Raw genomic sequence first — 21,018 nt, forward strand, 5'->3', positions numbered from 1 at the left:
CCCGCGACCCGACATGCGCGCGAACCGGGCGGCTCCCCTCCTCGCTCTTCTCCTCCTCCTCGCCGCTGGAAGGAGCTCGGGCGAAACCCTTCCGGCGTCCACCTGGCCGGAAAAGCTCAGTAAAGAGGATCTGGCCTGCCTCGAGCTGCTGCGGCCCGGAGACCGATTGCTTCACCGCAGCGAGTCGTTCTCGGAGCGCGAGGCGCAGATCCGAGCCGCTTGGCTCGTCTGCCAGAAGCCCGAAGTCGACGGCCGCTTCTTCGCTCGCTCGGTTCGCCTGCGGCTCTCCATCTCCGAGCCCAAGGACGACGGCGAGAGACTCACCTTGCTACGGGAAGCCCAGCGCCGGCTCGAGGGTCTGCGCAGCCCCTCGCCGGAGCACTTCAGGATCCTCGGCGAGTTGGGTTCGGCGGCTTGTCTACGCAAGGACCTGGATACATCGATCGCCTACTTCGAGTCCGCGCGACAGATGCGGGAGGCGGTTTACGGAGAGGTCAGCCTCCAAGCCTCCGAAGGAATGATGACTTTGGCACGGGTCCACGCCAACGGCTGCGAAACCGGCAACGCCAACCCGCAGCGCGCTCGTATGTACGCGGAAGTAGCGGTCACCAACTTGAGCCGGTGCGGCGACTCTTGTCGGCCTGCCTATCTGGACATGGTGCAGTCTTACGCCGGTGTGCTCGAAGAGCTCGGACTTCGCGAGGGGGCCGCCGAGATCCGCACTTTATTCCTGGATGAATGGGGCGAGACCGCCGGAACCGGCGCGACTCGTGAGCGATACGACGAGCCGTTGCCGGAGGTTCCCGCGCCAGAGTAGGTCGACCTATTCCGACTGCTTGAGGTACTCGGCGGGACGCAGCACGAGCAGACCGGCGAGGCGCTTGCCGTACCACGCGCCGAAAGCGCGACGATCGCCCGAGAGCAGATGGGTGGCGCCGGCCGCCATCGCCGCGCGCAGAACGGGGCGGTCGCTCTCGGGAAGTTCCTTCTCCATCGTGGGGTCCAGCGGCGCGGCCGGGTCGCCGACCGGCTCGACGCCTTCGAGGAGCGCTTCCAGGCGGTCGCGAGCTGCTGCGTTGTCGAGGTTTCGCCGCGCCTCCTCGATCACATAGCCAGAGGCCAGAAGGCGAGCGCCCGGCCGCCTCCAGAGCTCCGTCAGCCCGCTCCCCGGAGCGTAGGCCGCCGCGAACAGGACGTTGGCATCGAGAAAGACCCGATCCACGGGTCAGCGGCGTTCGTGGGCGATGGCGTCGGGGTCGAGCCCGAGCTCGCGCACCAGATTTCTGGCGCGCTCATAGTCCTGGGCATCGACGGCATTCTCCAGGAGGAGTTCCGCCCGCCGCACCGGCGAGTAGATCTCGATCGGCATCGCCGCCGCCGGCCGCAGGCGGACGCCACCCTCCGCATCCTCTTCGAGGAGGACCAGAGAGCCCTCGGCCAGTCCGAGGCGCTTGCGCATCGATGCCGGTAGTACCAGGGTCCCGCGCTTGCCGATGATTGCAGTGTCGGCCATGCCTTCCTCCGAGAATCAGAATAGCAGACTTTCTGCTCTTCTGCCCATCTCTGAATCTCGGACCCTTCGCGCTCCGGCACTCCGTCGCTCGGGCGGTGATGGCCGGGCACTCCGGCACTCGAAATCCAAAGCGGGCTCCTATTTGAAGCGTGGTCGCCCACTTTGGATTCCGAGCACCCGAGCGCCCTTGGCGGAACGAGGAGCTGGAAGGCTGCAGGAACAGGATTGCTGCCCGTGGGCATGGACCGAGGGACAGCAACGTGCCCTCAGATGCGCATCGTGTCCCGGCATTGTGTCCCGCGGACAAAAAAATAGGCCGGCGAGTGGCGCCGGCCTGGGTGCTGCAGGAGAGAAGAAAAAGGGACTGCTTGTTTAACCGCCACCAACCTTCTTGGGGGCGGAGGTCTTCTTGGGGGCGTTCGGGGCCTTGGTGGTCTTCGCCTTGGGGGCGGCGGCGCCGCGGCCCGCGGCCTTCTTGTCACCGGCCGAGCGCTTGGTGCCCGGCACCTTCTCGGCCTTTTCCTTCTTCGGCTTGGCGGCCTTCTCCTCGCCGGCCTCGCCCGCTGCTTCCGCGTCGCCGCCCTTGGCCTTCTTACCCTTGGCGTCGGAAGGTGCAGGAGCTGCGGACTTCTTCTTCATCTCGAAATCGACGAACTCGAGGACAGCCATCTCAGCGCCGTCACCCTGGCGCGCGCCGAGCTTGACGATCCGGAGGTAGCCGCCCTCGCGGGTCGCGAAACGCGGGGCGATCACATCGAACAGCTTCTGGATGTGGTCGCGGTCGAGGAGCCAGCGGCCGACGATGCGGCGATCGTGCACCGAGCCGTGCTTCGCCTTGGTGATCACCTTCTCGGCGATCGGGCGGAGCTCCTTGGCCTTCGGCAGGGTCGTGACGATGCGCTCCGTCATCACCAGCGATGCGAGCTGGTTGCGGAACATCGCCACGCGATGGGAGGCCGTGCGGCCGAGCTTTCTGTGAGCCATGTTGTGACGCATTGTCGATTCCCCTTACGCCCCGAAGCCCGCGCTGGAAGACCCGCCGGTACCCGCGGCGCCGGCCGATCCGGACATGCCGAAAGCGAGGCCGAGACGAACCAGCAGTTCCTGCAGCTCTTCGAGCGACTTCTTGCCGAAATTCTTGATCTCGAGGATCTCGCGCTCCGACTTCGAGACCAACTCGCGAACCGTTTGGATATTGGCGTTCTTCAGGCAGTTCGCGGTGCGCACCGAAAGGTCGAACTCTTCGAGGTTCTTGGCGAGGACCGCATCCATGCCGGTCAGGTCCTGACCCGCACCTGCGCCGTCGCCGCGCAGCGTCTCTTCGGCGGCAATGAAGATCGCCAGATGATCCTTGAGCAGCGTCGAAGCGAGCGAAACCGACTCCTCGGGCGTCACCGTGCCGTTGGTCCAGACGTCGAGCGTCAGCTTCTCGTAGTCGGTGATCCGGCCGAGGCGCGCAGCCTCGACGCGGTAGTTCACGCGCTTCACGGGGCTGTGCACGGAGTCGAGCGGAATCCACCCGAGGCCGAGAGCCTCGTCGTAGTTCTTGTCCGCGGTCACGTAGCCGCGTCCGCGGCGGATCTGTACCTGGAGGCGCAGACGGCCTTCCCCGTTCACCGTCGCGATGTGCACGTTCGGATCGCAGATCTCGACCGAAGGATCACCGACGAGGTCGCCCGCCTTGACGTCGCAGGGGCCCTTGATGTCGATGGTCAGGATCTTCTCTTCCTCGCTGTGCAGCTTCACCGGAATCTGCTTCAGGTTCAGGACGACGTTGGTCACGTCCTCCTGCACGCCGGGGATCGAGGAGAACTCGTGCAGCACGCCCTCGATCTGGACCGAAGTGATGGCCGCCCCCTCGATCGACGAGAGCAGGCAGCGGCGCAGGGCATTTCCGACCGTCGTGGCGAAACCGCGCTCGAACGGCTGAGCCGAGAACTTGCCGTAGGTTCCGGTCAAGGTCTCCGTCTCGATATCAACGCGCTTGGGGCGCTGGAATCCTTTCCAAAGCATCATGTGGCTCCTTGCAATTCGATAACGCCGCGTTAGCGGCTGTAGAGCTCGACGATCAGCTGCTCCTGGATCGGAAGCTTGATGTCCTCACGGCTCGGAAGCGACTGCACCTTGCCGGTAAAGCTCTCGGACGACAGCGTCAGCCATTCCGGAACGCCCCTGCCGGTCGCCGATTCCAGGCTGGCGCGGATCAGCTCGTTCTTGCGGCTGGACTCCTTGACGGAGATGGTCTGGCCGGCGCGCACCTGATAGGACGGGATCGTGGTCTTCTTGCCGTCCACCAGAATGTGGCCGTGGCGGACGAGCTGGCGAGCCTGGTTGCGCGAAGTCGCGAAGCCGAGGCTGAAGGCGACGTTGTCGAGGCGACGCTCGAGCATCACGAGGAGATTCTCGCCGGTGATCCCCTTGCGGCGATCGGCCTCGGCGAAGTAGAGCCGGAACTGGCGCTCGAGGACTCCGTAGATGCGCTTGACCTTCTGCTTCTCGCGCAGCTGGAGGCCGTATCCGACCGCACGGCGGCCGCGGCGCTGGCCGTGCTGGCCGGGTGGATAGGCGCGCTTCTCGATCGCGCACTTCTCCTTGAAGCAGCGATCCCCTTTCAGGAACAGCTTGATGCGCTCACGCCGGCAGAGCCGACAGACGGGACCGGTATACCTTGCCATGGAAACTCTCCTGCGCTCGTCTTCTCTCCGCTGCTACGGAGACTCCTGTTCAAGGAAGACGCTCTGCGGCGAGACAGCACACCTGCCTCGCCGAGGCACTCCTGGATATTCAGCTCGCGGCCGTGAGCAGTCCGGCCGGTCAGACCCGCCGGCGCTTGCGCGCCCGGCAGCCGTTGTGAGGGATCGGAGTTACGTCGCGGATCGACTTGATGTCGATGCCGCTGGCCTGCAGGGCGCGGATCGCCGATTCGCGACCCGAGCCCGGGCCGCGCACCTGGACGTCGACCGAGCGCATGCCCATGTCCTTCGCCTGGTTGCCCGCACTCTGCGCGGCGACCTGGGCTGCGAAGGGCGTGCCCTTGCGGGAGCCCTTGAATCCGATTCGACCCGCGGAGGACCAGGTCAGGATGTTCCCTTCCGGATCCGAAATCGCCACGAGCGTGTTGTTGAACGACGCCTGAATGTGCGCCAGGCCGTGAGGCACGACGCGCTTGTCCTTCTTCTTGGCGCCCTTCTTTTCCTTGCCCGCCGGTGCTGCTGATTCTTTTGCCATCTCGATCCCTCGTTACTTCTTGGTCAGCTTTTTCTTGGTGGAGACTGTCGCCTTGCGCGGTCCCTTGCGGGTGCGGGCGTTCGTGTTCGAGCGCTGGCCGCGGACCGGCAATCCCCGGCGATGGCGAATGCCGCGATAGCTGCCGATTTCCATGAGGCGCTTGATGTTCTGGGAGACCTCCTTGCGCAGGTCGCCCTCCACCCGGCCCTCTTCCTGGATGATCTTGCGGATCCGCTGCGCTTCCTCTTCGGAAAGATCGCGAACCTTCGTCACCGCGTCGACTTCGGCGGCCACGAGGATCTTCCGCGACCGGGCGCGGCCGATGCCGACGATGTAGGTCAAGCCGATCCAGACCTGCTTGTTCTGGGGGAGGTCCACTCCTGCAATACGCGCCATCGTCGTCCCCTACCCTTGCCGCTGCTTGTGCTTTGGGTTGTCGCAGATCACCCGCACGACTCCCGCGCGGCGCACGATCTTGCACTTCGGACAGATCCGCCTGACTGAAGACCGAACTTTCATGTCGCTACCTCTCGTTGCCGTTTCTGAAGCCGGCGTTACTTCAACCTGTAGACAATGCGCCCGCGCGAAAGGTCGTAGGGCGAGAGCTCGACCAGCACCTTGTCGCCGGGAAGGATCCGGATGAAATGCTTCCGCATTTTCCCTGAAATATGAGCCAATACCTGGTGCTTGTTCTCCAGCTCCACCTTGAACATCGCGTTGGGGAGCGGCTCAATCACCGTTGCTTCCACTTCGATCGCGTCTTCCTTGGACAAACTATCTTCCTCTTCTTTTCCCGACAGCCGGCGCTTCAGACCGCGCCGACGCCGAGGATCCGGGCGCCGTGCTCGGTGACCGCCACCGAATACTCGAAATGGGCCGACAGCGAACCGTCCGCCGTGCGCGCTGTCCAGCCGTCCTTGTCCACCATCACCGCCGGGGTACCTGCGTTCACCATCGGTTCGATGGCGATCACCAGCCCCGGCTTCAGCTTGGGACCGCGACCCGGCTCCCCGAAGTTGGGAACCTGTGGATCTTCGTGCAGCGCCGTCCCGATGCCGTGCCCGACGAAGTCTCGCACCACGGAAAACCCTTCCGACTCGACGTAGACCTGAACTGCATGTCCGATGTCGGAGAGGCGCTTGTTCGGACGGACTTCCTCGACAGCCAGCTCGAGGGCCCGTTTCGTAACCGCCATCAGCCGGAGCGCCGCGGGAGGGACTGTCCCGACAGCGTAGGTTCTGGCAGCGTCCCCGTAGTATCCCTTATAAACGACCCCACAATCAATCCCGATGATGTCGCCGTCCCGAAGGACGGTCTCGTCCGGGATCCCGTGGACGATGACCTCGTTGATCGAGGTGCAGAGCGTCGCCGGGTAGCCCTTGTAGTGCAGGAAGGCCGGCACTCCGCCGGCCTCCCGGATCAGTTTCTCCGCGTAGCGGTCGAGCTCCCGCGTCGTGACGCCGGGCCCGACCTTCTCCGCGAGCCCGGAAAGCACGAGGTGGACGATCCGGTTGGCCTCGTCCATCAACTCCAGCTCGCCCGCGGTCTTCAGGACCATGCTCAGGCCTGAACTCCCAGCTCCTGCAGGATCGCCGCGGTGACCGCCGGCATGGAACGCTCGCCGTCGATCCTTCGCAGGAGACCCCGTTGGCTGTAGTGCGCCACCAGAGGCTCGGTCTTCTCCCGGTAGACCCGAAGGCGTTCCCGAACGACCTCTTCGCGATCGTCGGCCCGCCGGCGCGCGACCGCTCGTTGGACCAGGACCGTCTCCGGCACCTCGAGCAGGACCACGGCGTCGAGTTGCACGCCGAGCGCTTCGAGAATCCGGTCGAGCGTCTCCGCCTGACCGGTCGTCCGCGGGTAGCCATCAAGAAGGAACCCACCGGCGGCGTCCGGGCGCGAGAGGCGCTCCCGGACGACTTCCGCCATCAGGCCATCGTCGACCAGGGCACCGGAGGCCATGATGCTCTCCACCTTGCCTCCCAGGGCCGAGCCCAAGGCCACCGCGTCCCGCAGCATGGCGCCGGTCGAGATCGCCGGAACGCCGAGAGATACCGCCAGGAAGTCGGCCTGCGTGCCCTTCCCGCTCCCCGGCGCACCCAGCATGACCGCGCGCAGTCCGCCCTGAAGAGAACGATCAGCCGTTTCAGCCACGACGTCCCTTGATCCTTCCGCGCTTCAGGAAGCCGTCATAGTTGCGCATCACCAGCTGGCTCTCGACCTGCTGCAGGAAGTCCATGGCGACACCGACCACGATCAGCAGCGACGTGCCGCCGAAGTAGAACTGGATACCCATGCCCTCGGTGATGAACTTCGGCAGGTACGGATCGATGGCTGGCCCGATGAACGGCAGGTTCTGCATCTTGATGCCGTTGAGGAGGAAGTCGGGCAGGATCGCCACCAGGGCGAGATAGGCCGCTCCCACCAGAGAAATCCGGGTCAGGATCCGATCGATGTACTCGGCCGTCTTCTTGCCGGAGCGGATGCCAGGGATGAAACTCCCGTACTTCCGCATGTTCTCCGCCAGATCGCTCGGATTGAAGATGATCGAGATGTAGAAGTAGCTGAAGAAGATGATCCCCACCACATAGAGCAGGTAGTGAAGCGGCTGGCCCCAGGCCAGCTGATCGGCGATCTTCTGCAACCAGGGCGCCTGGAACATCTGCGCTGCGGTCGCCGGAAGTGCCATCAGGGAGCTCGCGAAGATCACGGGAATCACGCCCGCCGTGTTCACCCGCAGGGGGAGGTAGGTGCTCTGTCCGCCGTAGACCTTCCGTCCGACCATCCGCTTGGCGTACTGGACCGGAATCCGCCTCTGCGCGCGCTCCATATAGACGATGAAAGCCACCACGAGCACCATGAACGCGATCAGGATCAGAATGCCGATGATCGAGAGCTCGTTCGACCGGATGCCTGCCACGGTGCTGGCCACCGCGCTCGGCAGGCCTACCACGATGCCGGCGAAGATGATCAGGGAGATACCATTGCCGATGCCGCGTTCGCTGATCTGCTCACCGAGCCACATGATGAAGGCACAGCCGGTGGTCAGGGTCAGGATGGTCAGCAGACGAAACGCCCAGCCCGGACTCGGCACGAGAGCGGCTCCGCCGGGGGTGGTCGTCTTCTCGAGGAAGAGCGCGATGCCGGTCGACTGAATGACCGAAACCAGCACCGTGCCGTAGCGCGTGTACTGGGTGATCTTCTTGCGGCCGAGCTCGCCCTCCTTCGAGAGCTTCTCGAGGTAGGGCCACACCACCGTCAACAGCTGCAAAATGATCGACGAGGTGATGTACGGCATGATCCCGAGCGCGAAAACGGCCACACGCTCGAGGCTTCCTCCGGTGAACGTGTTCACGAACCCGAGGAAAGTGCTCTGCATGGACTCCATGAACTCGAGAAGTGCCTGCGGATCCACCCCCGGCGTCGGAACATGACAGCCGATCCGATAGACCGCGAGCAGCCCGAAGGTGAACATCAGGCGCTTGCGCAGATCGGGGATCGCGAAGATATTGCGCAGGCTCTCGATCACGAAGCGAGCTCCTCACAGCGTCCGCCGGCAGCCTCGATCTTGGTGCGCGCCGACTTGCTGAACTTGTGGGCGGTGACGGTGATCGCCACCTGCAGCTCACCGTCGCCGAGCACCTTGACCAGCTTGCCGGGATGGACGAGTCCGGCGCCGGCCATCAGCTCGGGCGTCACGGCCTTGCCGAGCGCCGCGAGCGATCCGACGTTGATCACGGCGTACTCGACCCGAAACTCGTTCGTGAAGCCGCGCTTCGGAACGCGCCGGACGAGCGGCATCTGGCCACCTTCGAAACCGGGTCGGGCGCTGTAGCCTGAACGCGACTGACCGCCCTTGTGGCCCTTGCCGGCGGTCTTGCCGAGGCCGGAACCGGGGCCGCGACCGACACGCTTGCGCGAATGCTTGCTGCCTGGGGCTGGGGGAAGCTCGTGCAGTCTCATTTTGCGTCCTCGACCAACTCGACGAGATAGGGAATCTTGGCGATCATGCCGCGCACTGCCGGCGTGTCTTCGCGAACGACTTCGTGACGGATACGCCGCAGTCCGAGGCCGCGCAGCACCTCGCGATGGGTCTCGCGGGCGCCGATCGTGCCCTTCACCTGGCGGATGCGAATCGTCTTCTTCTTCATGCTTGAGCTACCTCTCTCGAACCTGCACTACTTTCGGTTCAGCTGACACCGACGCTGCGGTGAAGCAGCGAAGCGGCGAAAAGGTGAATCAAGGAGCCGGCGTCGCCGCGACTTCCGCCGGAGCGCCCTTGCGCGGCTTGCCCTTCAACATCAGCAGGGCCGCGAAAGTGGCCTTGACGACGTTGGCCGGATTCGCCGATCCCAGCGACTTGGTCAGGATGTCCGCGATACCGGCCGCTTCGACCACCGCGCGAACCGGTCCGCCGGCGATGACGCCGGTTCCGGCCGAGGCCGGCTTGATCAGGACGCGACCCGATCCGAACTCACCAAGCGCCTCGTGCGGGATCGTGTTCCCCTTCATCGGGACCTGGATCAGCCGCTTCTTCGCGACCTCGATGCCCTTGCGGATCGCCATCGGAACTTCCTTCGCCTTGCCGGCGCCGTAACCCACGCGGCCATTGCCGTCGCCGATCACCACCAGCGCGGAGAAGGAGAAGTTCTTGCCGCCCTTGACGACCTTGGTCACCCGGTTGATGTGGACGACCTGCTCAACAAATTCGCTTTCCTGCTCGAAATCCCTGGCCAAAGCTGTTCTCCTCGTCTCTTCGTCGGCGCGTGGCGGGTGGCGGCTTAGAACTGAAGGCCCTTGGCGCGTGCCGCCTCGGCCAGCTCCTTGACCTTGCCGTGGTAGAGGTATCCGCCACGATCGAACACAACCTGCTGAATTCCCTTGGCAAGCGCGCGCTCGGCAACCGCTTCGCCGACCGCCTTCGCCGCCGCCATCGTCGCCGCGCCCCCTTCGATCGCCCCCTTGAGCGCGGGCTCGAGCGAGGCGGCCGAGACGAGCGTATGACCGGTCTCGTCGTTGATCACCTGGGCATAGACGTACTTCGAGCTCTTGTAGACCGACAGACGCGGCCGCTCGGGAGTCCCCGCCAGCTTCTGGCGAAGCCGCTGATGAGCCCGCTTCTTCCGCGCCGTTTTCTCCATGACTTTCTTGCGTACCAGATCCGCCATCGTGCTCCCCTTCCTGCTTCGCTCGCGCCTTACTTGGCGCCGGCCTTGCCGACCTTGCGACGAATCACTTCGCCGGTGAACTTGATTCCCTTGCCCTTGTACGGATCTGGCGGACGCAACCGGCGGATCTCGGCGCAGACCTGGCCGAGGAGCTGACGATCCGCTCCGGTCACCATGATCTTGACGGCCTTCTCGATCTCGATCTTGATTCCCTCGGGAACCTTGAAGACGACCGGATGCGAGTAGCCGAGCGCGAAATGCACCTCGCTGCCGCGCAGCTCCGCCTTGTAGCCGACGCCGGTGATCTCCAACCCCTGGCTGAAGCCTTCCGAGACGCCTACGACAGCGTTCGAGAGCAGAGCGCGCATGAGACCGTGCTTGGCGCGCTCCGGGCCGGACTCACCGGACCTGCCAACGGTCACGACGCCGTTGTCGACCTTCACCGGGAAACCGTCCAGGAGCGCCTGGGTCACATGACCCTTGGGGCCTTCGGCGGTGAACTTCCCCTCGGAAACCACGATCTTGACCCCTTTGGGGACTTCGATCGGCCTTCTTCCCACTCGCGACATGACTAGAGACCCTTTCTCACCAGACCTCGCAGAGGACTTCGCCGCCGAGCCGCCGATCACGCGCCTGCCGGTCCGAGAGCAGCCCCTGGTTGGTCGAGATGACACCGATGCCGCGGCCGTTCAGAACCGGCTTGATGTCGTCCGCGCCACGATAGACGCGGCGTCCCGGCTTGCTGATGCGCTGCAGGTGACTGATCGCCGGCGCGCCTTCGTCGTCGTACTCGAGAAAAACCCGCAACACCGAGACCGGCTGACTCTCCGGCGACTCCACCAGCTTGAAGTTCCGGATGAAGCCCTCTTCCTTCAAGATCCGGCAAACTTCGGTCTTGAGTCGGGACGTCGGAACATCGACCCGGTCGTGCTTGGCCAGATGGGCGTTTCGGATTCGCGCGAGAAGATCCGAAACCGGATCCATGTTACTCATAAGAATCTCCTTACCAACTCGCCTTGATCACGCCCGGGAGGTAGCCCTGGCGAGCGAGATCACGGAAACAGATGCGGCAGAGTCCGAACTTCCGCATGAAGCTGCGCGGACGGCCGCAGCGCTTGCAACGGTTGCGCTGACGAAGCTTGTTGAACTTCAGCGTAATCTTGGTCTTGGCAATTCTGGCGTCAGTCGCCACGCGTTCCCCCTTAGTTCCTAGCGAACGGAACGCCGAGGCCGCGCAGCAGATGCAGCGCCTGCTCGTCGTTCTCAGCGGTCGTGACGAAGGTGATGTTCATCCCCTTCGGCCGCTCGACCTTGTTCATATCGATCTCCTGGAAAATCAGGTGATCGCGGATTCCCATCGTGTAATTGCCACGCCCGTCGAAGCTCTTGGTCGGCGCACCCTTGAAGTCACGCACGCGGGGAAGAGCGATGCTGACGAAACGGTCCATGAACTCCCACATCCGCGTGCCGCGCAGCGTCACGCTGCAGCCGATCGGCATGCCTTCGCGCAACTTGAACTGCGCGATCGACTTCCGGGACCGCCGAACGGAGGGACGCTGGCCGGCAATCGCCGCGAGCTCGTTCACGCCATCGTCGAGGATCTTGATGTTCTGGATCGCCTCGCCGAGCCCCATGTTGATGACGATCTTCTCGAGCCGCGGAACGGCCATGCCGTTCTCGATGCCGAACTCCTGCTTCAGCTTCGGGACGACGTCGTCCTTGTACTGCTTGCTCAGCCGGGGCGCGTAGCCCGGAGGAGTCGGCCTCACCGGACCCTTGTCCTGCGCATCTTCCTTCGCTTCGCCCTGCTTCTTTGGTTTCGCCATGATCATTCGACTCCTAGTTCAGAGTAGCGCCGCTCTTTTTGGCGACGCGTACTCCGGTCCCGTCCGCCTGGCGGAGGCGCCCTACGCGCGTCGGCTTGCCGCTGTTGGGATCGATCAGCATGAGGTTCGAAAGCCGGATCGGTGCCTCCTTCTCGAGGACGCCGCCCTGGATCCCCTTCTGCGCGTTCTGGCGGGTGTGGCGCTTCACCATGTTCACCCGTTCGACGATCGCAAGCTCGCGCGCAGGGAACACGCGGAGGACCTTGCCCTTCGATCCGCGATCCTTGCCTGAGATCACCAGCACCTGGTCGTTCTTCTTGATCTTCGTCTTCTTCATCGCTTGTCTCCGCTCGCGCGGCTCCCTCAGATGACTTCCGGCGCCAGAGAGATGATCTTCATGAACTTCTTCTCTCGGAGCTCACGTGCAACCGGCCCGAATACGCGGGTTCCGATCGGCTCGCGGTTGTCGTTGATCAAAACCGCCGCGTTCGTGTCGAAGCGGATGTAGCTGCCATCGCGTCGCTTCTGGGCGTGGACGGTGCGAACGATCACGGCCTTCACGACTGCGCCCTTCTTGACCGTACCGTCGGGAGTCGCCTCCTTGACCGATGCGGTGATCACGTCTCCCAGATGACCGTACTGGCCGAGGGCGCCACGCAGGTGAATGCATGAGACCTTCTTGGCTCCGGAGTTGTCCGCCACCTCGAGGATGGTGCCCATCTGGATCATGACTAGATCTCCCCGGCCTTCTTGAGGACTTCGCTCACCGACCACCGCTTCAGCTTCGAAAGCGGGCGGGTGGCAACCAGACGAACCCTGTCACCCACGGTGCAGACGTTCTTCTCGTCGTGGGCATAGAACTTCGACGTCCGCTTCTGGTAGCGGTGATAGAGGCGATGGGTGATCGTCTTCTCGACTTCGACGACGACCGTCTTGTCCATCTTGCTGCTGACGACCACGCCGATCTTCTCCTGCCGTCGTCCACGGGTCGTCGCTGCGGTTTCGGTCACGGTGCTCATTTATGCCTCGCTCTGCTTCTCGCGGATGATCGTCAGCACCCGAGCCAACTCGCGCTTGGCGGTTCTGATCTTGGCCGGCTTCTCGAGCTGACCGACGACCTTCTGGAGCCGGAGCGCGAAGAGCTGCTCGGCGAGCTCGCCCTCCCGGATCTGAAGGTCGGCGACGGTCTTCTCTCGCAAATTTGGTTTCTTCATGCGTCGCTCCTTGATTCCCTTAGGGCTCTACCTGAGCTCGCTGTGGCGCGAGACGAACTTCGTCAAGATGCACAGCTTCTGCGCCGCGAGCTTCATCGCTTCCTGCGCAATTTCCTGGCTCACACCCTCGAGCTCGAACAGGATGCGTCCGGGCTTGACGACGGCGACCCATCCCTCCGGCGGCCCTTTGCCCTTGCCCATTCGGGTCTCGAGCGGCTTCTTCGTGTACGGCTTGTCGGGAAACACACGGATCCACATCTTTCCGCCGCGCTTCACGTGCCGGCTGATCGCGATACGCCCCGCTTCGATCTGGCGCGCAGTCACCCAGGCCGGCTCGAGCGCCTGCAGCCCGAAGTCGCCGAAGGCGATGTAATCGCCGCCCTTGGACATGCCCGCGCGACGTCCGCGATGCTGTTTTCTGAACTTGACCTTCTTCGGCATCAACATGTATCAGTTCCTCGCTTACGCCGTAGCCCGGCGGCTCTTCTCTTTGAGCAGATCGCCCTTGTAGACCCAAACCTTGCAGCCGATGACTCCATAGGTCGTCCGCGCTTCGGCGAAGCCGTAGTCGATGTCCGCCTTGAGGGTGTGCAGGGGGAGACGCCCCTCCTGGTACCACTCGGTGCGCGCGATCTCGCTGCCGCCGAGGCGGCCGGCAACCATGATCTTCACGCCCTTGGCGCCGAACCGGAAGGCAGACTCCATGGCCTTCTTCATCGCCCGGCGGAAGGAGACACGGCGCTCGAGCTGTCCGGCGATCGACTCCGACACCAGCTGGGCATCGAGCTCGGGACGCTGAATCTCCTGGATGTTGATGTGGATCTCGCGGCCGGTCATCTTGGCGAGGTCGTCGCGGAGCTTGTCCACCTCGGCGCCCTTCCTACCGATGATGATTCCCGGACGCGAGGTGTAGATGGTGACCCGCATCTTGTCCGCGGCGCGCTCGATGTCGATCTCTGACACCCCGGCATGGCCGAGGCGCTTCTTCAGGTCGGCGCGGAGCTTCAGATCCGAGTGCAGAAGCTTCGAGTAATCACCTTCCGCGTACCAGCGGGAGTGCCAGGTCTTGTTGTAGACCAGCCGGAATCCGTACGGATGCGTTTTCTGACCCACGCTTACTTCCCTCCCTTGGCGGTGCGCTTGGCGGCCTTCTGCGACTTGGCAGGCGCCTTGGCGGCGGGAACTCTGGCAACGGCGCCCGAACCGGCCTTGCGCGTATCCAGCTTGATCGTCACGTGGCTCTGACGCTTGAGGATCCGGAACGCGCGACCCATGGTGTTCGCCTGGATGCGCTTGAGCGTCGGCCCGCCGTCGACGAAGACTTCCTTGACGTAGAGCTTGCCGACATCGACGTTCTGGTCGCGGTTCTCGGCGTTGGCCACCGCGGACTTCAAGAGCTTCTCGATCGGCCTCGCGGCCGACTTGTTGGTGGTCCGCAGGACGACGGCGGCCTCTTCCACGTCCATTCCGCGGATGAGATCGACGACGAGCCGGACCTTCTGGGGCGACGCCTGGAGGTGGCGCAGATGCGCGATGGCTTCCATTACCCTACCCCCTTACGCCTTCGGCCTGGGGGCGACGGACTTCTCCGCCGCCTTCTTGCCGCTGTGTCCGCGGAACGTCCGGGTCATGGAGAACTCGCCCAGCTTGTGGCCGACCATGTTCTCGCTGACGTAGACCGGGATGAACTTCGTCCCGTTGTGGACCGCGAGAGTGTGCCCGACCATCTCGGGAATCACGGTGGAACGCCGGGACCAGGTCTTGATGACCCGCTTCTCGCCGCTCGAATTCATCGCCACGACCTTGTCGTGGAGATGCTTGTCGATGAAGTAGCCCTTCTTCAGTGAACGCGCCATGCCGACTCTCCGTTCCTACTTCTTGTCCCGGCGGCGAACGATCACTTGATCAGTCCGCTTGTTGTTTCTGGTCTTGTAGCCCTTGGTCGGCACACCCCAGGGAGTGACGGGATGCCTGCCGCCAGAGGTCTTTCCCTCGCCGCCGCCCATCGGGTGATCGACCGGGTTCATCGACACCGCGCGGTTGTGGGGCTTGCGGCCGAGCCAGCGGCGCCGGCCCGCCTTGCCGTACGAAACGTTCTCGTGCTCGAGGTTGCCCACCTGGCCGATGGTCGCGTAGCACTCGATGTGCACTCTGCGAACCTCGCCGGAAGGCAGCTTCACCTGGGCCTGCGAGGCTTCGCGCGCCATCAGCTGCGCTCCGGCGCCGGCGGAACGGACCATCTGCCCGCCCTTGCCGCGCTTGAGCTCGATGTTGTGGATCACCGTGCCGAGCGGAATCAGCCGCAGGGGCAGCGAATTGCCGAGGTTGATCTCGGCCTTCTCGCCGGAGACCACGACCATCCCGACCATGAGGCCTTCGGGGGCGAGAATGTAGCGCTTCTCGCCGTCGGCGTAGTGGATCAGCGCGATGCGAGCCGAGCGGTTCGGATCGTACTCGACCGACGCGACCGTGCCGGGAACCCCGTGCTTGTCGCGCTTGAAGTCGATCGCCCGATAGCGACGCTTGTGCCCGCCGCCGCGGAACCAGTTGGTCAGCTGCCCCTGGTTGTTGCGGCCGCCGGTGCCCATCTTGCCGCTGGTCAGCGACTTGAGCGGACGGCTTTCCGTGATCTCGCCGAAGTCCGGGAAACTCTGGAACCGGCTCGATGCGTTCGTAGGTCTGAGTTGACGAATACCCATCTTCCCAAGCTCTCTTTCTTACGCGCCTTCGAAGAAATCGATGGTCTTCTCACCGGGAGCCAGACGGACGAAAGCCTTCTTCCAGTCCGAACGGCGGCCGGCGAAACGGCCCTGGCGGCGCACCTTGCCGTGCATCTTGGCGACCCGCACTTCAGCAACCTTGACCTTGAACTGAGCCTCCACTGCGCGCTGAATCTCGATCTTGTTGGCCCGCATATCGACTTCGAGGGTCAACACGTTCGTGCTCTCGCGCTGCAGACTCGACTTCTCGGTGATCAGGGGACGCCGGATGATCTCCTGGATTCTCATGCTCCCAGAACCTCCACGAGGCGCGCGAGCGCCTGCTCGCTGACCACGAAATACGGCCTGTCGACGACGTCATAGACGTTGACCGCCAACGCGTCGACGGTCTTCCATCCCGGATGGTTCCGCGACGCCAGATCCAGATTCCGGTTGTCGCGCGCGTCCACCACCAGGATCTTGCCCTCGGCGCCCACCTTGGTGAGGATCGCCTCGAGCTCCTGAGTCTTGTGGCTCGGGACGGCCAGGTTCTCGAGGACGATGATGCGGCCCTCCTTCGCCTTGCGCGAAAGCACCGACTTGAGAGCGTTCTTCTTCTCTCCCGTCGACAGATCCTGGCTGTAGTCGCGCGGGACCGGTCCGTGGACCGTGCCGCCCTTGCGCCAGAGGGGGCTGCGGATGCTTCCGATCCGCGCCCGTCCCGTGCCCTTCTGCTTCCAGAGCTTCTTGCCGGCGCCCGACACCTCGCTCCGCGTCTTGGTCTTGTGGGTCCCGGAACGCAGGCCCGCCAGGTACGCATGCACCGCAAGGTGGATCAGGTGCTCTTTGTAGGGGTAGGAGAAGATCTCCGCGGGGAGATCGAGCTCCTTCACCTGCTTGTTGTCGAAGTTCTTGACCGCGATCTTCATCGCTTACCAACCTCTCGCTTTACCATCTTGAGCCCGTCCGAGCCAGTCCTGACCACTTGGAAGCCGCTCAGCCGCGCTTCGCGCGCTTGAGCGCGACGTAGCCATTTTCGCCGCCCGGCACCGAGCCGCGCAGATAGATCAGATTCTTCTCTTCGTCGACCTTGACCACCAGAAGGTTCTTGGTCGTGATCCGCTTGCCGCCCATGCGCCCCGTTCCCTTCATGCCGGGATAGACGCGCGACGGGAAGGACGAGCCGCCGATCGAGCCCGGGGCGCGATGGAACATCGAGCCGTGGGTCGCGCGACCACCCTTGAATCCGTGGCGCTTCATCACACCCTGGAAACCCTTGCCCTTGCTGGTGCCGACGACGTCCACGAAATCCTTCTCCTGGAACATCGAGCACTTGACCTGGTCTCCGGCCGCCCAGGCCTCGTCGGCCGTGATCTCGAACTCCGCGAGCTTCCGAGTCGGAGTCGCACCGGCCTTCTTGAAGTGTCCCTGCTGCGGCTTGGTGACGTGCCGCGGGGGCTTCACCTCGACCAGGCCGAGCTGAACGGCATCGTAGCCGTCTTTCGCGGCGGTACGCCGCGTCACCACGACGCACGGACCGACTTCCACCACGGTGACCTGCACCGTGTCTCCATCCGCTGTGAATATCTGGGTCATCCCCAGCTTCTTTCCGAGCATTCCATCCATGGTCCGACCCTCTCGCTCTCGCCCAGTTCCTGGTTTCGGTGGATTCGGGTTACTTGCCGAACGCCTTGATCTCGACGTCCACCCCAGCGGGCAGCTCGAGCTTCATCAGGGCGTCCACCGTTCCACTCGTGGGCTCGTAGATGTCCAACAGACGCTTGTGCGTACGAATCTCGAACTGCTCCCGCGACTTCTTGTCGACGTGCGGCGAGCGGTTCACGGTGTAACGCGAGATGTGCGTCGGCAGCGGAATCGGACCGACGACCCGGGCTCCGGTCCGACGGGCCGTATCGACGATCTCGTAGGTCGAGGTGTCGAGGATGCGGTAATCGAACGCCTTCAGGCGGATGCGGATCTTCTCGTTCAGCATGTGCTAATCCTCAATTTTTCTCGACTGGTACCAGGTCCGCTTACTTGACCACTTCGGTGACGGTGCCCGCGCCGATGGTGCGGCCGCCTTCGCGGATCGCGAAGCGCACGCCCTTCTCCATCGCGATCGGAGCAATGAGCTCGATCGAAAGGTTCACGTTGTCGCCGGGCATCACCATCTCCGTGCCGGCCGGCAGCGTCCCCACTCCCGTCACGTCCGTCGTACGGAAGTAGAACTGCGGACGGTAGCCGTTGAAGAACGGCGTGTGACGACCGCCCTCCTCCTTCGTCAGCACGTACACCTCGCCCTTGAACACCGTGTGCGGCGTGATCGAACCCGGCTTCGCCAGCACCTGCCCGCGCTCCACGTCGTCCTTCTTCGTGCCGCGCAGCAGCACTCCGACGTTGTCGCCCGCCTCGCCGCGATCCAGGAGCTTGCGGAACATCTCGACGCCCGTCACGATCGACTTCTGCGTCGGCCGGATGCCCACGATCTCGATCTCGTCCTGCACCTTCACGATGCCGCGCTCGATCCGGCCCGTCACCACCGTGCCGCGACCCGAAATCGAGAAGATGTCCTCGATCGGCATCAGGAACGCCTTGTCCACGTCGCGCTCCGGCATCGGAATGTAGGTGTCCAGAGCCTCGTACAGCTTGATGATCGACTCCGCGCCCAGAGGACCCGGATCGCCCGTCAGAGCCTTGATCGCCGCGCCGCGGATGATCGGAGTGTCGTCGCCCGGGAACTGGTACGACGACAGCAGGTCGCGAACCTCCATCTCCACCAGGTCCAGCAACTCCGGATCGTCCACCATGTCGCACTTGTTCAGGAACACCACGATGTAGGGCACGCCGACCTGACGCGCCAGCAGGATGTGCTCCCGCGTCTGCGGCATCGGGCCGTCCACCGCCGAAACCACCAGGATCGCGCCGTCCATCTGCGCCGCTCCCGTGATCATGTTCTTCACGTAGTCCGCGTGACCGGGGCAATCGACGTGCGCGTAGTGGCGGTTCGCCGTCGAGTACTCGACGTGCGACGTCGCGATCGTCAGAATCTTCGTGGGGTCACGACGGCCCTGCGACTCGGAAGCCTTCGCCACCTCGTCGTACGGCACATACTTGCCCCAGCCCTTGTCAGCGGCGACCTTCGTCAGCGCCGCAGTCAGCGTCGTCTTCCCATGGTCCACGTGACCGATCGTTCCAACGTTCACGTGCGGCTTGGTGCGGTCGAACTTTTCCTTGCCCATGACTGATCTCCGTATCGTCCCGAAAAGGCGCCGGCCTCAGCCGGCGGCCTTCGCGATAACTTCTTCACTGACGCTCTTCGGCGCCTGCTCGTAAGAGGCGAACTGCATGGTGTAACTGGCGCGGCCCTGCGACATCGATCGCACGTCCGTCGCGTAGCCGAACATCTCGGAGAGCGGCACCTTGCAGGCGATCACCTGCACGTTGCCGCGCGGCTCCATGTGCTGCACGCGGCCGCGCCGCGAGGTCAGGTCGCCGATGATCTCGCCCATGTACTCGTCGGGCGTGACCACTTCGACCGCCATGATCGGCTCGAGGAGGACGGGCTTGGCCTTCTTCGAGGCGTCCTGGAAAGCCATGGAACCGGCGATCTTGAAGGCGATTTCCGAGGAGTCGACGTCGTGATAGCTGCCGTCGTAGAGCTCCACCTCGACGCCGGAGATCGGATAGCCGGCGAGCGGACCGTTGTCCAGCTGCTCGCGGATTCCCTGCTCGATCGGCTTGATGAACTCCTTGGGGATGACGCCGCCGACGATCTCGTTGTTGAAAATGAACTCGGCTTCGGTGGTCGGTCGCAGACGGATCTTGGCGTGACCGTACTGGCCGCGACCGCCGGTCTGACGCACGAACTTGCCCTCGCCCTCGGCCTCCTGGGTGATGGTTTCCTTGTAGGCCACCTGCGGCTTGCCGACGTTGGCGCCGACGTTGAATTCACGAACCAGACGGTCGACGATGATCTCGAGATGCAGCTCGCCCATGCCCGAGATCAGCGTCTGGCCGGTGTCGGGCTCGGTGTGCACGTGGAATGTCGGATCTTCCTGCATGAGCTTGCCGAGGGCGAGGCCGAGCTTCTCCTGGTCGACCTTGGTCTTGGGCTCGATCGAGACCGAGATCACGGGCTCGGGGAAGTTCATCGCCTCGAGAACGACCGGGTGCTGCGGATCACAGATCGTGTCGCCGGTCGTCACGCTGCGCAGACCGACGGCGGCGGCGATATCGCCCGCCCAGACCTCGGAGATCTCCTCGCGCTTGTTGGCGTGCATCTTGAGAAGACGGCCGATGCGCTCCTTCGAGTCCTTGGTGGCGTTCAACACACCGGTGCCCGATGCGACGTGCCCCGAGTAGACGCGAAAGAAGGCGAGCTGCCCGACGAACGGGTCGCTCATGATCTTGAAAACCAGACCCGCGAAAGGCTGCCCCTCTTCGATCGAACGCTCGACGGTCTTCTCGGTGCCCGGCTCCAGCCCCTGCACCGGCGCGATGTCGTCCGGCGAAGGCAAGTAGTCGACGACGGCATCGAGCAGCGGCTGGACGCCCTTGTTCTTGAACGCGCTGCCGCAGACGACCGGCTGCAGACGATTGGTGATCGTCGCGATGCGCAGGGCCGCCTTGAGCTCCTCGTTGGTGATCTCCTCGCCGGAAAGGTACTTCTCCAGGAGCTTGTCGTCGGTCTCGGCGATCGCCTCGACCATCTTCTCGCGCAGCTCTTTCGCCCGCTCCCGGTACTCTTCCGGAATATCGACGAGCTCGTAGGCGGCGCCCATGGTCTCGTCCTTGTAGGCGATGCCCTGCATGCGAACGAGGTCGATGATGCCCTTGAGATTCTCCTCGCGACCCCACGGGAACTGAATGACGACCGGCGACGCGGCGAGCCGCGAGACCATCATCGACACGCAGCGATCGAAGTCGGCGCCGATCCGGTCCATCTTGTTCACGAAAGCGATGCGGGGCACCTTGTAGCGGTCGGCCTGGCGCCAGACGGTCTCGGACTGGGGCTCGACGCCGGCCACGGCGTCGAACACGGCGACAGCGCCGTCGAGCACGCGCAGCGAGCGCTCGACCTCGGCAGTGAAGTCCACGTGACCGGGAGTATCGATGATGTTGATCCGATACTTGTTCCAGAAACAGGTCGTCGCCGCCGCGGTGATGGTGATCCCGCGCTCCTGCTCCTGGACCATCCAGTCCATGGTGGCAGTACCTTCGTGGACTTCACCGATCTTGTAGTTGACCCCGGTGTAGAACAGGATCCGCTCGGTGGTCGTGGTCTTACCAGCATCAATGTGAGCCATGATGCCGATATTGCGAGTCATCGACAGGGGTGCTTGTCTCGCCATAATCCTTGCGCCCCGAAGG

At 63.9% G+C, this 21,018-nt stretch carries 36 protein-coding genes; 1 reads left to right on the forward strand and 35 read right to left on the reverse strand.

The annotated features are described in order from the left end of the window. Window positions 1-817, forward strand: an 817-nt coding sequence (locus tag KBI44_11495; GenBank protein MBP9145101.1) for a hypothetical protein, incomplete at its 5' end; no start/stop codon positions are given. Window positions 818-823: 6 nt separating this feature from the next. Here the strand turns inward: KBI44_11495 and KBI44_11500 are convergent. The 35 genes from KBI44_11500 to fusA form a co-directional block, all read right to left on the reverse strand. After that, a complete protein-coding gene (locus tag KBI44_11500) occupies window positions 824-1,222 on the reverse strand; it encodes a PIN domain-containing protein (protein ID MBP9145102.1) in 399 nt (132 codons plus the stop codon). A 3-nt stretch (window positions 1,223-1,225) separates the two neighbouring features. After that, the gene (locus KBI44_11505; GenBank protein ID MBP9145103.1) at window positions 1,226-1,513 is read right to left on the reverse strand and encodes an AbrB/MazE/SpoVT family DNA-binding domain-containing protein; all 288 of its coding nucleotides are present in this window, start codon (window positions 1,511-1,513) and stop codon (window positions 1,226-1,228) included. A 372-nt stretch (window positions 1,514-1,885) separates the two neighbouring features. Continuing rightward, the gene (rplQ, locus tag KBI44_11510) at window positions 1,886-2,509 is read right to left on the reverse strand and encodes a 50S ribosomal protein L17 (protein ID MBP9145104.1); all 624 of its coding nucleotides are present in this window, start codon (window positions 2,507-2,509) and stop codon (window positions 1,886-1,888) included. A 12-nt stretch (window positions 2,510-2,521) separates the two neighbouring features. Then, on the reverse strand, window positions 2,522-3,526 hold the full coding sequence (locus KBI44_11515; protein ID MBP9145105.1) for a DNA-directed RNA polymerase subunit alpha: 1,005 nt from the start codon (window positions 3,524-3,526) through the stop codon (window positions 2,522-2,524). A 32-nt stretch (window positions 3,527-3,558) separates the two neighbouring features. Continuing rightward, window positions 3,559-4,188, reverse strand: coding sequence for a 30S ribosomal protein S4 (gene rpsD, locus KBI44_11520; protein ID MBP9145106.1), 630 nt, complete (start codon window positions 4,186-4,188; stop codon window positions 3,559-3,561). A 139-nt stretch (window positions 4,189-4,327) separates the two neighbouring features. Beyond that, the gene (gene rpsK / locus KBI44_11525; GenBank protein MBP9145107.1) at window positions 4,328-4,741 is read right to left on the reverse strand and encodes a 30S ribosomal protein S11; all 414 of its coding nucleotides are present in this window, start codon (window positions 4,739-4,741) and stop codon (window positions 4,328-4,330) included. Window positions 4,742-4,753: 12 nt separating this feature from the next. Next, a complete protein-coding gene (gene rpsM, locus KBI44_11530; protein ID MBP9145108.1) occupies window positions 4,754-5,137 on the reverse strand; it encodes a 30S ribosomal protein S13 in 384 nt (127 codons plus the stop codon). Window positions 5,138-5,146: 9 nt separating this feature from the next. Further along, a complete protein-coding gene (gene rpmJ / locus KBI44_11535; protein MBP9145109.1) occupies window positions 5,147-5,260 on the reverse strand; it encodes a 50S ribosomal protein L36 in 114 nt (37 codons plus the stop codon). Window positions 5,261-5,295: 35 nt separating this feature from the next. After that, entirely contained in the window at window positions 5,296-5,514 is a 219-nt protein-coding gene (gene infA, locus KBI44_11540) for a translation initiation factor IF-1 (protein ID MBP9145110.1), read from the reverse strand. A 35-nt stretch (window positions 5,515-5,549) separates the two neighbouring features. Further along, a complete protein-coding gene (gene map, locus KBI44_11545) occupies window positions 5,550-6,299 on the reverse strand; it encodes a type I methionyl aminopeptidase (protein ID MBP9145111.1) in 750 nt (249 codons plus the stop codon). 2 nt (window positions 6,300-6,301) lie between these two features. Further along, complete coding sequence (locus tag KBI44_11550; protein ID MBP9145112.1) at window positions 6,302-6,847, reverse strand: adenylate kinase; 546 nt, start codon at window positions 6,845-6,847, stop codon at window positions 6,302-6,304. Window positions 6,848-6,887: 40 nt separating this feature from the next. Then, window positions 6,888-8,270, reverse strand: coding sequence for a preprotein translocase subunit SecY (gene secY / locus KBI44_11555; protein MBP9145113.1), 1,383 nt, complete (start codon window positions 8,268-8,270; stop codon window positions 6,888-6,890). Then, window positions 8,267-8,704, reverse strand: a complete 438-nt coding sequence (gene rplO, locus KBI44_11560) for a 50S ribosomal protein L15 (GenBank protein MBP9145114.1) — start codon at window positions 8,702-8,704, stop codon at window positions 8,267-8,269. The genes secY and rplO overlap by 4 nt, the downstream gene beginning before the upstream one ends. Further along, window positions 8,701-8,892: a 50S ribosomal protein L30 gene (gene rpmD / locus KBI44_11565; GenBank protein ID MBP9145115.1), complete on the reverse strand. Its 192-nt coding sequence runs from the start codon at window positions 8,890-8,892 to the stop codon at window positions 8,701-8,703. The genes rplO and rpmD overlap by 4 nt, the downstream gene beginning before the upstream one ends. Before the next feature lie 88 nt (window positions 8,893-8,980). Next, window positions 8,981-9,478 carry a 30S ribosomal protein S5 gene (gene rpsE / locus KBI44_11570; protein ID MBP9145116.1) on the reverse strand — a complete coding sequence of 166 codons (498 nt, stop codon included), beginning with the start codon at window positions 9,476-9,478 and terminating at the stop codon, window positions 8,981-8,983. A gap of 44 nt (window positions 9,479-9,522) precedes the next feature. Next, the gene (locus tag KBI44_11575) at window positions 9,523-9,882 is read right to left on the reverse strand and encodes a 50S ribosomal protein L18 (GenBank protein MBP9145117.1); all 360 of its coding nucleotides are present in this window, start codon (window positions 9,880-9,882) and stop codon (window positions 9,523-9,525) included. A 56-nt stretch (window positions 9,883-9,938) separates the two neighbouring features. After that, window positions 9,939-10,478, reverse strand: coding sequence for a 50S ribosomal protein L6 (gene rplF, locus KBI44_11580; GenBank protein ID MBP9145118.1), 540 nt, complete (start codon window positions 10,476-10,478; stop codon window positions 9,939-9,941). A gap of 16 nt (window positions 10,479-10,494) precedes the next feature. After that, the gene (rpsH, locus tag KBI44_11585) at window positions 10,495-10,902 is read right to left on the reverse strand and encodes a 30S ribosomal protein S8 (GenBank protein MBP9145119.1); all 408 of its coding nucleotides are present in this window, start codon (window positions 10,900-10,902) and stop codon (window positions 10,495-10,497) included. Between the two features lie 10 nt (window positions 10,903-10,912). Next, window positions 10,913-11,101 carry a type Z 30S ribosomal protein S14 gene (locus tag KBI44_11590; protein MBP9145120.1) on the reverse strand — a complete coding sequence of 63 codons (189 nt, stop codon included), beginning with the start codon at window positions 11,099-11,101 and terminating at the stop codon, window positions 10,913-10,915. 10 nt (window positions 11,102-11,111) lie between these two features. After that, window positions 11,112-11,735 (reverse strand): 50S ribosomal protein L5, encoded by a 624-nt coding sequence (gene rplE / locus KBI44_11595; GenBank protein ID MBP9145121.1) that lies wholly within the window; start codon window positions 11,733-11,735, stop codon window positions 11,112-11,114. Window positions 11,736-11,748: 13 nt separating this feature from the next. After that, entirely contained in the window at window positions 11,749-12,072 is a 324-nt protein-coding gene (rplX, locus tag KBI44_11600; protein ID MBP9145122.1) for a 50S ribosomal protein L24, read from the reverse strand. A gap of 26 nt (window positions 12,073-12,098) precedes the next feature. Continuing rightward, window positions 12,099-12,464: a 50S ribosomal protein L14 gene (gene rplN / locus KBI44_11605; GenBank protein ID MBP9145123.1), complete on the reverse strand. Its 366-nt coding sequence runs from the start codon at window positions 12,462-12,464 to the stop codon at window positions 12,099-12,101. Between the two features lie 2 nt (window positions 12,465-12,466). Then, window positions 12,467-12,754 (reverse strand): 30S ribosomal protein S17, encoded by a 288-nt coding sequence (gene rpsQ, locus KBI44_11610; GenBank protein MBP9145124.1) that lies wholly within the window; start codon window positions 12,752-12,754, stop codon window positions 12,467-12,469. Continuing rightward, window positions 12,755-12,949: a 50S ribosomal protein L29 gene (locus tag KBI44_11615; GenBank protein ID MBP9145125.1), complete on the reverse strand. Its 195-nt coding sequence runs from the start codon at window positions 12,947-12,949 to the stop codon at window positions 12,755-12,757. It lies immediately after the preceding gene. A 27-nt stretch (window positions 12,950-12,976) separates the two neighbouring features. Continuing rightward, window positions 12,977-13,396 carry a 50S ribosomal protein L16 gene (gene rplP / locus KBI44_11620; protein ID MBP9145126.1) on the reverse strand — a complete coding sequence of 140 codons (420 nt, stop codon included), beginning with the start codon at window positions 13,394-13,396 and terminating at the stop codon, window positions 12,977-12,979. A gap of 15 nt (window positions 13,397-13,411) precedes the next feature. After that, complete coding sequence (gene rpsC, locus KBI44_11625) at window positions 13,412-14,062, reverse strand: 30S ribosomal protein S3 (GenBank protein MBP9145127.1); 651 nt, start codon at window positions 14,060-14,062, stop codon at window positions 13,412-13,414. Window positions 14,063-14,064: 2 nt separating this feature from the next. After that, complete coding sequence (rplV, locus tag KBI44_11630) at window positions 14,065-14,493, reverse strand: 50S ribosomal protein L22 (GenBank protein ID MBP9145128.1); 429 nt, start codon at window positions 14,491-14,493, stop codon at window positions 14,065-14,067. A gap of 12 nt (window positions 14,494-14,505) precedes the next feature. Beyond that, window positions 14,506-14,805: a 30S ribosomal protein S19 gene (gene rpsS, locus KBI44_11635; GenBank protein ID MBP9145129.1), complete on the reverse strand. Its 300-nt coding sequence runs from the start codon at window positions 14,803-14,805 to the stop codon at window positions 14,506-14,508. A gap of 15 nt (window positions 14,806-14,820) precedes the next feature. Then, complete coding sequence (rplB, locus tag KBI44_11640) at window positions 14,821-15,648, reverse strand: 50S ribosomal protein L2 (protein ID MBP9145130.1); 828 nt, start codon at window positions 15,646-15,648, stop codon at window positions 14,821-14,823. 18 nt (window positions 15,649-15,666) lie between these two features. Next, the gene (locus tag KBI44_11645; protein MBP9145131.1) at window positions 15,667-15,957 is read right to left on the reverse strand and encodes a 50S ribosomal protein L23; all 291 of its coding nucleotides are present in this window, start codon (window positions 15,955-15,957) and stop codon (window positions 15,667-15,669) included. Further along, the gene (rplD, locus tag KBI44_11650) at window positions 15,954-16,577 is read right to left on the reverse strand and encodes a 50S ribosomal protein L4 (GenBank protein ID MBP9145132.1); all 624 of its coding nucleotides are present in this window, start codon (window positions 16,575-16,577) and stop codon (window positions 15,954-15,956) included. The genes KBI44_11645 and rplD overlap by 4 nt, the downstream gene beginning before the upstream one ends. Window positions 16,578-16,644: 67 nt before the next feature. Beyond that, window positions 16,645-17,274, reverse strand: a complete 630-nt coding sequence (gene rplC / locus KBI44_11655; GenBank protein ID MBP9145133.1) for a 50S ribosomal protein L3 — start codon at window positions 17,272-17,274, stop codon at window positions 16,645-16,647. Window positions 17,275-17,323: 49 nt separating this feature from the next. Further along, window positions 17,324-17,641, reverse strand: a complete 318-nt coding sequence (gene rpsJ / locus KBI44_11660; GenBank protein ID MBP9145134.1) for a 30S ribosomal protein S10 — start codon at window positions 17,639-17,641, stop codon at window positions 17,324-17,326. A gap of 40 nt (window positions 17,642-17,681) precedes the next feature. After that, on the reverse strand, window positions 17,682-18,887 hold the full coding sequence (gene tuf, locus KBI44_11665; GenBank protein MBP9145135.1) for an elongation factor Tu: 1,206 nt from the start codon (window positions 18,885-18,887) through the stop codon (window positions 17,682-17,684). Between the two features lie 36 nt (window positions 18,888-18,923). Beyond that, window positions 18,924-20,999 (reverse strand): elongation factor G, encoded by a 2,076-nt coding sequence (fusA, locus tag KBI44_11670; GenBank protein ID MBP9145136.1) that lies wholly within the window; start codon window positions 20,997-20,999, stop codon window positions 18,924-18,926. Window positions 21,000-21,018 lie beyond the last annotated feature (19 nt).

This window comes from Thermoanaerobaculia bacterium (assembly GCA_018057705.1).
GTDB lineage: Bacteria > Acidobacteriota > Thermoanaerobaculia > Multivoradales > JAGPDF01 > JAGPDF01.